10 protein-coding genes and 1 pseudogene are annotated in these 11,710 nt (G+C 62.7%); 6 read left to right on the plus strand and 5 right to left on the minus strand.

The genetic code is table 11. The features are described from left to right. Positions 1-181: 181 nt before the first annotated feature. Positions 182-841: a hypothetical protein gene (locus RBB32_RS20820; RefSeq protein WP_306155616.1), complete on the minus strand. Its 660-nt coding sequence runs from the start codon at positions 839-841 to the stop codon at positions 182-184. A 120-nt stretch (positions 842-961) separates the two neighbouring features. On the opposite strand from RBB32_RS20820, the gene RBB32_RS20825 reads away from it, so the two are divergent. Next, positions 962-2,317 carry a cytochrome P450 gene (locus RBB32_RS20825; RefSeq protein WP_306155618.1) on the plus strand — a complete coding sequence of 452 codons (1,356 nt, stop codon included), beginning with the start codon at positions 962-964 and terminating at the stop codon, positions 2,315-2,317. A gap of 271 nt (positions 2,318-2,588) precedes the next feature. On the opposite strand, the gene RBB32_RS20830 is transcribed toward RBB32_RS20825, so the two are convergent. From RBB32_RS20830 to RBB32_RS20845, 4 genes are all read right to left on the minus strand, one after another. Further along, entirely contained in the window at positions 2,589-3,710 is a 1,122-nt protein-coding gene (locus RBB32_RS20830; RefSeq protein WP_306155621.1) for a M48 family metallopeptidase, read from the minus strand. Then, positions 3,710-4,906, minus strand: a complete 1,197-nt coding sequence (locus RBB32_RS20835) for a DUF898 family protein (protein WP_306155622.1) — start codon at positions 4,904-4,906, stop codon at positions 3,710-3,712. The genes RBB32_RS20830 and RBB32_RS20835 overlap by 1 nt, the downstream gene beginning before the upstream one ends. Positions 4,907-5,084: 178 nt before the next feature. Further along, complete coding sequence (locus RBB32_RS20840; RefSeq protein WP_306155624.1) at positions 5,085-6,296, minus strand: DUF898 family protein; 1,212 nt, start codon at positions 6,294-6,296, stop codon at positions 5,085-5,087. A 160-nt stretch (positions 6,297-6,456) separates the two neighbouring features. Further along, positions 6,457-8,895, minus strand: coding sequence for a DNA topoisomerase IV subunit A (locus RBB32_RS20845; RefSeq protein WP_306155625.1), 2,439 nt, complete (start codon positions 8,893-8,895; stop codon positions 6,457-6,459). Between the two features lie 139 nt (positions 8,896-9,034). Here RBB32_RS20845 and RBB32_RS20850 point away from each other — a divergent pair, with 139 nt between their 5' ends. The 5 genes and pseudogenes from RBB32_RS20850 to RBB32_RS20870 form a co-directional block, all read left to right on the plus strand. After that, positions 9,035-9,727, plus strand: a complete 693-nt coding sequence (locus RBB32_RS20850) for an SH3 domain-containing protein (protein WP_306155627.1) — start codon at positions 9,035-9,037, stop codon at positions 9,725-9,727. Between the two features lie 36 nt (positions 9,728-9,763). Beyond that, on the plus strand, positions 9,764-10,591 hold the full coding sequence (locus tag RBB32_RS20855) for an SDR family NAD(P)-dependent oxidoreductase (RefSeq protein WP_306155629.1): 828 nt from the start codon (positions 9,764-9,766) through the stop codon (positions 10,589-10,591). A 77-nt stretch (positions 10,592-10,668) separates the two neighbouring features. Then, positions 10,669-10,872, plus strand: coding sequence for a twin transmembrane helix small protein (locus RBB32_RS20860; RefSeq protein WP_306155631.1), 204 nt, complete (start codon positions 10,669-10,671; stop codon positions 10,870-10,872). Positions 10,873-10,875: 3 nt separating this feature from the next. Continuing rightward, a complete protein-coding gene (locus tag RBB32_RS20865) occupies positions 10,876-11,448 on the plus strand; it encodes a cob(I)yrinic acid a,c-diamide adenosyltransferase (RefSeq protein WP_306155633.1) in 573 nt (190 codons plus the stop codon). Positions 11,449-11,632: 184 nt separating this feature from the next. Beyond that, positions 11,633-11,710: pseudogene (locus tag RBB32_RS20870) on the plus strand (electron transfer flavoprotein subunit beta/FixA family protein); the annotation flags it as partial.

Below are 11,710 nucleotides of genomic sequence, written 5' to 3' on the forward strand. Positions count from 1 at the left end.
GTCTTGCCGTGGTCAACGTGACCAACCGTCCCGATGTTCACGTGCGGTTTCGAACGGTCAAACTTTTCCTTTGCCATATCTCAAGGCGCCTTGTCGTTGGGGGGCCCTCCGGCCCGATTAATACTCCGCGCGCCATTTATTGGCTTGCGGCGGGAAAATCAAGCGCTTCGTGGCGCCAAGTTCAGCTTTCGGGCTCGGCCTCGGCCTGCGCCTTGGCCTTCTCGACCATCGCCGAGGCATCCGATGGCTCCTCCTCGATGGCCTCGGCGGCCTCGCGCGCGGCCTCCGACGGGCCGCCCTCTCCTTCGAACCAGCCTTTCTCGGCGTTTTCACGCACCAGCCAGTTCTCGATCAGTTTCGCGGCATTGCGGCTGAGGTTATCCAGTTGCTTGGCCTTCGATTGCGTCAACCCCGACCCAAGAAGGGTATTGCCCGAAAACGATTCCAAAACCGTGATCTGCTCGGGCTTGGCATTCAGCTTTTCCTGCTTGGCATCGTCCCAAACCGTCACGTTCAGGATCAACGCCGATTTCGGCGACAGAACCAGCGGCACACCGGGCACGGCCAAAACATACCCTTCGATACTGACCCCGAGATGATAATACCGCTCCCCTTGGTAGCGCCCGAAACGATCGCCGATCGCTTTCGTCATCACCATGGCCCATTCTTCCTCGCTCGCCTCGCGCGAGGCCGGGCCCTTGGTCAGGTTCGGGGCCACCACCACGTTGTGGCCCATCCGGAAGTCGCCCAGGTACGTGGGCTCCTCGCCCAGATCATTGGCATTGGTACAGGCCGTTAGGACCAGGAAACCCGCAAACAGGGCAAAACTTCGCAGCAGCATGGATGATATCCCCTTACATTTGGCCCCGGATACCGCAGGCCGCCCCCCGGTGCAATCGCCTGCGATTTGCCGCCCGGCGGCGACGCGCCTATATCTTTCAATAACCGAGAAAGGATTGTCATGCCCCCTGCCGCCTCCCTTCCCGTGCATATCCCCCTCGGAACCAAGCCGATGGGCATCTGGGCCAGCCTGCAGGCGTCGCGCCGCAACGTGCTCAACATCATTCCCGCCATCGCCACGCGGCAACCCATGGTCTCGGGCCGCACCGGCAAACGCTGGCACATGGTCATGGACCCCGCGGCCAACCGCAGGGTGCTTTTGGAAGAGGTCGACAATTACCCCAAGTCGCTGGTCACCAAGAACCTGCTGCGCCCGGCGATCGGAGAGTCGCTGTTCATTGCCGAAGGGGCGCATTGGCGCTGGCAACGGCGCGCGGCGGCCCCGGTGTTTTCGCATCGCAACGTGATGAACCTTGCCCCGATCATGACGGCGGCGGCCGAACGCAGTTGTCAGCGGATCGCGGCGGCCGGCCCCCGCGCCGTGGACATGGCCGAGGACATGGTGCGCACCACCTTCGACGTGATCGCCGAGGTCACCTTTTCAGGCGACGGGACATTCGACGCCGACGCGGTGCATGGCGCGATCGACGCCTATATCTCGGAGGCCGGGAAAATCTCGCTTTTCGATCTGCTGGGATTTCCCGATTGGGTGCCGCGCCCGGGCCGCGTGATGTCGGGCGGCGCGGTCAAGCAGATGAAACGCGTCGCGGACGAGGCCGTCGAGGCCCGCCGCGCCCGCGGCCCCGACGGCGTGCCCGATCTTCTGGACCTTTTGCTTGAAGGCGAAGACCCCAAGACCAAACGCCAGATGAATACCGCCGAGCTGCGCGACAACCTGCTGACCTTCATCGTCGCGGGCCATGAAACCACGGCCCTCACGCTGGCATGGTCGCTTTACCTTTGCGCCTTCGACCAAGAGGTGCAGGACCGCGCCCGCGCCGAGGTGCGCGATGTCTTGGGGGATCGGGCCTGCGAAGGCGCGGATGTCGAAAACCTGCCCTATATCCGGCAGATCATCGACGAGGCCTTGCGCCTTTACCCCCCGGCCGGGGTCATCTCGCGCACGGCACAGGCCGATGACACGCTCTGCGGACGCGAGGTAAAGCGCGGCGATACGGTGATCCTGCCCATCTACGCCCTGCACCGAAGCCACCTTCTTTGGGACGACCCCGACGCCTTCCGGCCCGAGCGTTTCGCCGACCGCAAGGCGATTGATCGCTATGCCTACCTGCCCTTCGGCGACGGGCCGCGCATCTGCATCGGGGCCAGCTTCGCCATCCAAGAGGCGGTGATCATCCTTGCGACGCTTTTGAACCGATACCGCTTCACCCCCGTCAAAGGCCGCAACCCCGACCCGGTGATGATCCTGACCCTGCGCCCCGAAGGCGGCGTCTGGCTTGAGGCCGAGGCGGTGTAGGCCGCTTATCCAGAAGGAACAATCGGCATCATAAACACGCTACTCGTTAGCACCCCCGCGCGGAACAAAGGCGCGGAACGCGCCGCCGCGCATCGCCGGGCCGCCCCCCGGCACGGCGATTGGGTTGATGTGGGTGCGCTGCTCTAAGGTCACGCGCCAGTGGCCGGGATAAAGTGTTTTGTTCAAAGGTTAGGTCGCCGTACCACGGCCCGCCGATGCGCGGCTTTCTGACCTCCGTCAAGCCAGCGAGTGGTTTTCCGTGACCTGTGACTTACCCGCAAATTCCCTTGAGCGCCTGCCACGCGGCCTCGCCCAGTACCGGGGTGGTGCCCTCCTGCCCTTCGGCATTGTCGCGGGCGCGTTCGGCGCGGGCCTCGCTGGCCGGGTGGGTCGACAGATACTCGGGGATCTGAAACTCCCCCTGCAATTCGCCGATGTAATCAAAGAACTCGGCCATGCCGCTGCTGTCCACACCCGCCGCGTTCAGCATATCCAAAGCAAAGACATCCGCCGCCGCCTCGGCCTCCCGGGTGTAACTCGCCTGCATGATCCGTTCGCCCAGCACCACGGCAATCGTCCCGCCGGTAAAATCGCCCAACACCATCGACAAAAGCCCGGCAGAGCCCGCCGCGCGCAGGGCAATCCGCGTGGCATCGCGCGCCTCCACATGGCCGATCTCATGGGCCAGAACGGCGGCCACGGCATCCGGTCCGCTTGCATCCTCCAACAGCCCGCGCATGATCACGATCTGCCCGCCGGGGGCGGCAAAGGCATTGACCATACCGTCGTCGAACACCCGCACCTCCAGGTCATATTGCAAATCCTGCCCCTCGCTCAGCCGCGCCACCATCCGGTCCAGCGCGGCCTGTCCTGCCTCCCCCCGACAGCGCAGATCGCCCAAATCGGCCGCGCCCAGCGCGCGCTCCATCTGGGCAATCACCGATTTTCCAAAGGCGATCTCGCGCTCGACGGGGATGATCGTGGCCAAGGTATCGGCCATCCGCGGCAGGATCACGAACAGCATCAGCACCACCGCGCCAACGGCCATGGCACCGCGCGTCCAGATCTTGCGCCATGTGCCGCGATGCAAATCGCGCTTGTGCAAATCCGGGCACAGCTCGCGGATACGCGCCACCATGGCCGGCTCATTGATGGTCAGGCGCGCCGGATCACGCGGCGCCTCATCCTCGGTCTCGGCATGCAGGGTCAGGGTCAGGCTATAGCCGCGCGCCAGATCCTCCAGCGCGCGCAGCCGCGCACAGGGCCAATGCAGCGCCTCGGGCAGGCTTGGCCCGGTCACGATCAACTCCCCGGCGGCCTCATCCAGTGTCACCTCAACCCGGTGACGTCCGGCATGTTGGCCGTCGAAAAAGCTGCCCGTGACCGGCCCCATCAGATGGCGCCCCCCACGTCCAGCGCATCGGCAAAGCCTTCGGCATCGGCGCCGCTGTCGTGGGCGCGCTGCTTGATGGTGTTCAGATGCTCGGCCCCGTGCACCTTCATCTCGGTCACCACATGCGCGATGACCGGCTGGGTGATCCAGACCAGCGACAGCGCCCCGGCCATGGCCAAGACCAGAAGATAGATGGCCGCGATCACGAGACCCCCGATAACCTGCGCCGCCGGATGGCCGAACATCAGCGGGCCCATCATCGCCGAGGCGACACCGCCAACCACGGCAAAGACCAAACCCACGATCAAGCCCACCACGAGACCGCCCACAAGCACGGTCGACACGATGGTCGAGGTCTGGGGCGTGGCGTCAAAGGTCACCGCGCCATCCAGAACCTTCGTATCGGTCAGGTAGATGAAACTTTTCACCCGGTACGATACCAGCCCGACCATGAACCAGATATAGCCGACCAAAGCGGTGATCACGATAATCCCGCCCGAACCGGCCACGCCACCCAGGATGCTGCCGACAACCATGATCGCCAGGCCAATCGCCAGATGCTTCATCGCCGGATAAAGCGCGGTCCACTTGCCTTGTTGTTCGAACTTGCCGTCGCCATACCACGTCCGGTCGGTCATGTATTTTTCCAGGTAAAAGGTCTGTCGCGGCAACAGAAGGCCCAGCGTGACAATGGTCAAAAGCCAATGGCCAATCGCGCGCAGGGCATAGCCCCAGGCGCCCTTTTCCATGCCAAAGCGCACCCCGCGCCAGCGCGACCGCGCCAGCTTGTAGCGCCGTGCCCGGTATTGCGCGAAGAAAATCAGCGGAAGGACCGCGAAGAAGGTGATGTAAAACGCGCCCATCTGCGCCAGCATCTGCGCCTCGGTACGCGGTTCGGTGAACAGCGTCAGGCCGAAATAGAACAGGATCATCTGGATGATCCCAAGATAGACCGCCAGGATCACGATCGCCATCAGGAACCCAAGGAACTTTTCCAGCCCGGTGCCGGTATATTCAAAGGCATCGCCCTGCCCCGCCACCGAGGACCAGATGTATTTGCGAATCCGGGTCTTGGCCCAAAAGCGATAGATGCCAACGGTCAGCGCCGTCAGGATCGCGGTTTTGAAGGCTAGGCTGAAAAGCGGCTTGCGCTCGCCATGATATTCGCCGGTAAGGCGGCTTTGGACCTCTGACATGTAACGCGCTCCTGCAAGAAAGGCATGGTTGAAATGAAACGGCGCAGCCCCGCGCCAGATTATACGCGGCCCTTTTGGCAAAGTCAGGATTCAGGGTAAAGCGCTTATAGCCGCATCCGCGCCCGCATTGCGCGAAAAAAGACAGGCCGCGTCACCCGCGGCCCGCCTTGCCCAGGGATCAGACCGCCGCAGCCAGATCCAATGCATCGGCAAAGCCTTCGGCATCGGCCCCGTCGTCATGGCTGCGCTGCTCGATGAATTGCAGTTCGTCTGCATTCTCCACGCTGATCGCCTCGACCACTTGGTGGATGATCGGCTGCACGATCCAGACCAGCGCCAGGGAACTGATGATCGCCGTGGCCAGCAGATAGGCCGCGATCACCAATATCCCGGCAATGAAAACGGCCCCCTGCCCCATCGTCACGGCGGGCATGACGACAAGGAAAACCCCGGCCCCCAAGGCACCGTAGACAACTGCCGTGATCACCGCCACCACCAGCGCGCCAAGAAAGACCGTCGCCACCAGCGAGGCGGTATCGACCTCGGCGTCGAAATGGATATTGCCATCCAGGGTCTTGTGAGTCGTCAGGTAGCAAAAGGCCTTGACCCGATACAGAACCACCCCGGCAATGAACCAGAAAAACCCAAGCCCGGCCATCATGGCCCCCTCTTCGGGCAAAGACGTCAACGCCGCCATGGTCCCGCCGCCGACCATGATCAGCAGCCCCATGTAAATCTGTGCCATCATCGGCAAAAGCGCCGTCCATTTGCCGCCTTGCTGAAACGGCGCATCGCCGTACCAGCTTCGGTCGGTGACATAACGCTCCAGGCGGAAGGTCTGCCATGGCAGCAACAGGCCCAGGCTCAGGACCGACAACAGCCAATGAAACATCGCCCGCGCGGCATAGCCCCATGCCCCCTTTTCCGCGCCGAACCGGATACCGCGCCAGCGCGTGCGCGCCATTTTATACCGCCGCGCCCGGTACTTGGCAAAAAAGACCAGGGGCAGTACCGCAAGGGCCGTGATCCCCATGGCGGCGGCCTGCATCATCGCCTGCTTTTCGGTTTGCGGCTCGATGAAAAGCGTCAGGCCGAAATAATACAGCCCCATCTGAACCACCCCGAGGTAAATGGCCAAGATCACCATCGCCGCCAGAAACCCCAAAAGCTTTTCCAGCCCCGTGCCGGTGTATTCGAAACTGTCGCGCCCGTCGTTGATCGACGACCACACATAGCGCCGCACACGGGTCTTGGCCCAAAAGCGGTAAATCCCCAGGGTCAGCGTGGTTAAAAGAGCCGTCAAAACCGCGATTTCGAAAAGGGGTTTGCGCTGACCGGCATAGTGGCCTTGCAGGGTCTCGCGCGCCCCGGTTTGCAGTCTCGATATCATGGCTTGCCCCTGAAGCTTGGCGGAAACATCTCTTCGCGCGGCGCAATTGGCCGCGCGGAAACACTGCTCAGGCTTTGCGTTGAATTTGAGGCAATATCGCGACGTTATGGGGCCATCCGGGCGCCCGTGCCGGATGCCCCGGCCCCGGGCGTCGAAGCTGTCAGGTAAAGCGGTTGTCGCGCGGGAAGCCGCGCGGCGCCATCCGGCCCGTACCGGCCCGCTTGCCCATCCATTCGGCAAGCCCGGTTTCCGTCCGGGTCCGCCCCGCCGGATCACGCCAGCTCAGCCCATCGGCCAGCGTAAAGGTGGCCGCGTCGCTAAGGCCACCGTCCTTGTATTTCTGCAACCGCACGCCCTTGCCCCGGCCCATCTCGGGCAGGTCTTCCAGCGGGAAAATCAACACCTTGCGGTTCTCGCCGACACAGGCCACGTGATCGCCCGTTACAGGCGTACAAACCCGCGCCGTCGCATCGCCGCGCACGTTCAGCACCTGCTTGCCGGTGCGGGTCTGGGCCAGGACATCGTCCTCCGCCACGACAAACCCGTCCCCCGCCGAGGAGGCCACCAACAGCTTGCGCCCCGGCTTGTGAATGAACAGGTCCACGATCTCGGCCTCGTTGGGCAAATCCACCATCAGGCGCAGGGGTTCGCCCATGCCGCGCCCGCCCGGAAGGTTGGCCGCCGACAGGGTATAGAACCGCCCGTTGCTACCGAAAACCAACAGCCGGTCGGTGGTTTCGGCGTGGAAGATGAACCGCCCCTCGTCGCCATCCTTGAATTTCAATTCACGGTTCAGGTCGATATGCCCCGACATCGCCCTGATCCACCCCATCTTGGAGCAGACCACGGTAATCGGCTCGCGGTCGATCATCGCCTCAAGCGGCACCTCTTCCACCTCGCCGGCCTCGGCAAACTGGGAACGGCGCGCGCCGACGTTCAGATCGTCCAGAACGTAATCCTTGCCAAAGGTCTTCTTCACCTCGCGCAATTGCTCGGCGATCTTGCCCCATTGCAGGCTTTCATCCTCAAGCAGGTCTTCCAATTCGGCCCGCTCGGCCATCAGCGCGTCGCGCTCCTTGATCAGGGCCTCTTCCTCAAGCCGCCGCAAGGACCGCAGGCGCATGTTCAAGATCGCCTCGGCCTGCACATCCGACAGGCCGTTTTCCCGGCCCGCGTAACTATGCGGCACGGCCCGCTCGGGCGCGCTTTCGGCCAAAACGCCACTGGCCTCCATCTCGGGGTCGGCCACCAGCGCCAAGGATTTCACGTCGACCCCTTCCAAGGGCGAGCGATACTCGGCCTCATCCATGGCGCGGCTCAGGGTGGATTGATGCACATGGCTCCAATCCTCGTACATCAAGGCCGCCTTGGGGTCGTCGTCATAGCGGATGATCTCGATCACCCGGTCAAGGTTCAGGAACGCCGTGATCAGCCCCTGCAAAACCTCCAGCCGATGGTCGATCTTGGCCATCCGGTGGCGGCTGCGGCGGATCAGAACCTCGCGCCGGAAATCAAGGAAGGCACGCAGCACTTCCTTGAGGCTACAGACCTTCGGCGTAACCCCGTCGATCAGCACGTTCATGTTCAGGCTGAACCGCACCTCAAGGTCCGAGTTGCGGTACAGCATCCCCATCATCACCTCCGCGTCCACGTTCTTGGACCGAGGCTCAAGGATCATGCGCACATCGTCGGCGCTTTCATCGCGAATATCGGCAAGGACCGGAACCTTCTTGGTCTGGATCAACTCGGCGATCTTCTCGATCAGCTTGGATTTCTGCACCTGGTAGGGAATCTCGGTGACAACCACCTGCCATTGCCCACGGCCAAGGTCTTCCACCTCCCATTTACAGCGCAGGCGGAAGGCCCCGCGCCCGGTGCGATAGGCCTGTGCAATATTCTCGGGCGGCTCGACGATCACCCCGCCGGTGGGGAAATCGGGGCCGGGGATGTAATTCAACAGCGTGTCGTCGCGCGCATCGGGCGTCTTGATCAGATGCAGGCAGGCATCGACCAGCTCGCCGATGTTATGCGGCGGAATATTGGTCGCCATGCCCACGGCAATACCGCTCGACCCATTGGCCAACAGGTTGGGAAAGGACGCGGGCAGAACCGCCGGTTCGGTCAGCGTCCCGTCGTAATTGTCGCGAAAATCAACCGCGTTCTCGTTCAGGCCCTGCAACATCGCCTCGGCCACGGCGGTCATCCGCGCCTCGGTATAGCGGCTGGCCGCCGGGTTGTCGCCGTCGATATTGCCGAAATTGCCCTGCCCGTCGACCAGCGGATAGCGCACCGCGAAATCCTGCGCCAAGCGCGCCATGGCATCGTAAATCGCCGCGTCGCCGTGCGGGTGATAGTTCCCCATCACGTCGCCGCTGATCTTGGCGGATTTGCGGAACCCCCCGGTGCTGGACAGCTTCAACTCACGCATGGCGAACAGGATTCGCCGGTGCACGGGCTTCAACCCGTCGCGCGCATCGGGCAGCGCGCGGTGCATGATCGTGCTCAGGGCATAGGTCAGGTACCGTTCGCCAATCGCACGGCGTAGCGGTTCCGACACAGCCTCGGGGCCGATATTGGGGTCATCCAGCAAATCACTCATAGATGATGTGATACCGCCCCCGCGAATCCACGTAAAGCGTATTGGAGTGAAAGAATTGACGTTTTCCCATGAAGCGAAGGGGCGAATCGTGTAAGTTGTATTTATGGTCTGTTGTGTGAGTATTCGGGGGGATCTCGCGATGTGGCGCTTTATTTTTGTAAGCTTCGCTTTTCTTGGCTGGTCGTTTTATGAATTAAGCGGCGGGGCCGATTACAAACCCGCGACCAACTCCATCCAGATCCGCGCGCAACTTGATAACGCACGGCCCAAGGCCCGCCCGGTCAAAGCGGATGTGACCCGGGCGGCGGCCAGCGGCGACCACGCCAAAGAAAAAACCGTCACCCGTTCCATCGCCTCGCTGTCCGATCTCGACCTGTCGAACGGCCAACGATTCGAGGTCCGGCTGGCGCGGGTCGATACCGCCGATACCCCCGCCAAGGCCATGCCCCCCGAAGTGACCAAGGCCGTCGCCAAGCCCGGGCCCAAGCCTGCCGCCAAAGCCCCCGAAACCGCCCTGCCCGATCACGTCGCCAGGGCCGTGGCCGCGGCAAGCCTTTCGGGCACCGCCTCCGACAGCGTCGTCAGCGCCACCATCGCCCCGGCCCCGGATGCCGACATCGCCCAGCCTGTTCAGGATACGCGCCGCGTGACCGGCGCGGTCGTCAACATGCGTGGCGGCCCGGGCACGGCATATGACCGCATCGGCAAGCTGTACAAGAACGACAAGGTGGTCGTCCTGCAGAAACCCGGCAACGGCTGGATCAAACTGCGCGTGGTTGAAACCGGGGATGTCGGCTGGATGGCCGATTGGCTGGTCACCGCCGCAAACTGATTGCATCGCGCCCCGCGCCGGGCCATAGCTGCCCCCATGAGCGCGAGAACCATCCTCATCACCGGCTGTTCCACCGGCATCGGGTATGACGCCGCCCATGCCCTGCGCAGGCAGGGCTGGCATGTCTTCGCCGCCTGCCGCAAACCCGAGGATTGCGCCCGCCTGCGCGCCGAAGGCTTCGACAGCCCGCGCATGGATTACAACGACGAAGACAGCCTGCGCGACGGGCTTGCCGAGGTGCTCGACGCCACCGGCGGCACGCTGGATGCGCTGTTCAACAACGGCGCCTACGCCATCCCCGGCCCGGTCGAGGACATCCCCACCGAGGCCCTGCGCAGCATCTTTCAATCCAACCTCATCGGCTGGCACGACCTGACACGCCAGGTCATCCCGGTGATGCGCGCTCAGGGGCAAGGGCGAATCGTGCAATGCTCCTCGGTTCTGGGCCTTGTCGCCATGAAATGGCGCGGTGCCTATGTCTCCACCAAGTTCGCCCTCGAAGGTCTCACCGACGCCCTGCGCCTTGAAATGGCCGATACCGGCATCAAGGTATCCCTCATAGACCCTGGCCCGATCGAAACCGATTTTCGCAAGAACGCCATCAAGGAATTCGAACGCTGGATCGACTGGAAAAATTCGGCCCGCGCCGACCAATACAGCGACAGCCTTCTCACCCAACTCTACGAAGGCAGCAGCGGCGGCCCGCAATGGCCCGCCTCTGCCGTCACCCGCAAATTGATCCGCGCGCTTGAAGACCCGCGCCCGAAACCGCGCTACTATGTCACGACACCAACCCATGCCATGGGCATCGCCCGGCGTATCCTGCCCACCCGCGCCCTGGACTGGCTTGTCTCCAAGGGCTGAGGCGCGTCATCATTTCCCTTTCGCTTTCCGGCGCAAAGGTCCTACATGGCGCGTGACAAGCAAAAAGGACAACCGCGATGATGAATGATCCCGTTTTTCTTGTGGCCGCGGCGGCGATGCTGGCGGTCGTGGTGATTCTGGCTCTCGGGATCAGCCACTTTGGCAAGGGCGATATCGAATCCGCAAAGAAATCCAATCGCATGATGAAATTGCGGATCATCATGCAATTCGTGGCAGTCTGCCTCATTCTCTTTTTTCTCTGGTTCCGCTCGGGGGGTTAAACCATGGTCGTACTCAATAAAATCTACACGAAAACCGGGGACAAGGGCGAAACCGCGCTCGGGAATGGCGCGCGGGTGGCCAAGCATTCCATGCGCGTCACCGCCTATGGCACCGTGGACGAGGTGAACGCCACCCTTGGCCTTGCCCGCCAGCATGCCACCGGCGAAACCGACGAGGCCCTGGCCCGCATCCAGAACGACCTCTTTGATCTGGGCGCCGATCTTTGCCGCCCCGACATGGAAAAAGACGCCGAGGCCGAATATACCCCGCTGCGGATCACCGACACGCAGGTTGCGCGGCTTGAGTCCGAAATCGACGCGATGAACGCGGCACTTGACCCGCTGCGCAGCTTCATTTTGCCCGGCGGCACGCCGCTGGCCGCACAGCTTCACCTGTGCCGCACCGTGTCGCGCCGGGCCGAACGGCTGGCGGTGGAACTGGCCTCTGTGGAAGACGTGAACCCGGCGGCGGTGAAATATCTAAACCGCCTGAGCGATTGGTTTTTCGTGGCGTCCCGCATGGCCAATGACGGCGGCAAGGATGACGTGCTTTGGGTTCCGGGCGCGAACCGCTAATTTGCACCACGGCCCGGGACATATTCTTGAAAGATTCTTACGCTCAAACCGGAAACGCGACGTCGCAAGACGGTAACGTGACGATTTTGCCCTGTTTCACGATGCGACAAGGCTATATCAACGCTCAGGAGAGCTGGGGAGAGTCGCATCGCGGCTCTCCATCAATTTAAGGGAGACCATGCCAATGAAGGTTCTAGTGCCTGTCAAACGCGTGATCGACTACAACGTGAAGGTCCGTGTTAAGGCGGACGGCAGCGGTGTC

It is taken from the genome of Roseovarius sp. MMSF_3281, from assembly GCF_030733685.1.
Classification (GTDB): Bacteria; Pseudomonadota; Alphaproteobacteria; order Rhodobacterales; family Rhodobacteraceae; genus Roseovarius.

What these genes read in the sequence shown, in the direction of transcription:
- RBB32_RS20830 (WP_306155621.1), bottom strand. Translation starts at nt 3,710, where the DNA reads ATGGGGCCGGTCACGGGCAGCTTTTTCGACGGCCAACATGCCGGACGT.
- RBB32_RS20840 (WP_306155624.1), bottom strand. Translation starts at nt 6,296, where the DNA reads ATGATATCGAGACTGCAAACCGGGGCGCGCGAGACCCTGCAAGGCCAC.
- RBB32_RS20825 (WP_306155618.1), top strand. Translation starts at nt 962, where the DNA reads ATGCCCCCTGCCGCCTCCCTTCCCGTGCATATCCCCCTCGGAACCAAG.
- RBB32_RS20855 (WP_306155629.1), top strand. Translation starts at nt 9,764, where the DNA reads ATGAGCGCGAGAACCATCCTCATCACCGGCTGTTCCACCGGCATCGGG.
- RBB32_RS20845 (WP_306155625.1), bottom strand. Translation starts at nt 8,895, where the DNA reads ATGAGTGATTTGCTGGATGACCCCAATATCGGCCCCGAGGCTGTGTCG.
- RBB32_RS20850 (WP_306155627.1), top strand. Translation starts at nt 9,035, where the DNA reads ATGTGGCGCTTTATTTTTGTAAGCTTCGCTTTTCTTGGCTGGTCGTTT.
- RBB32_RS20820 (WP_306155616.1), bottom strand. Translation starts at nt 841, where the DNA reads ATGCTGCTGCGAAGTTTTGCCCTGTTTGCGGGTTTCCTGGTCCTAACG.
- RBB32_RS20865 (WP_306155633.1), top strand. Translation starts at nt 10,876, where the DNA reads ATGGTCGTACTCAATAAAATCTACACGAAAACCGGGGACAAGGGCGAA.
- RBB32_RS20835 (WP_306155622.1), bottom strand. Translation starts at nt 4,906, where the DNA reads ATGTCAGAGGTCCAAAGCCGCCTTACCGGCGAATATCATGGCGAGCGC.
- RBB32_RS20860 (WP_306155631.1), top strand. Translation starts at nt 10,669, where the DNA reads ATGATGAATGATCCCGTTTTTCTTGTGGCCGCGGCGGCGATGCTGGCG.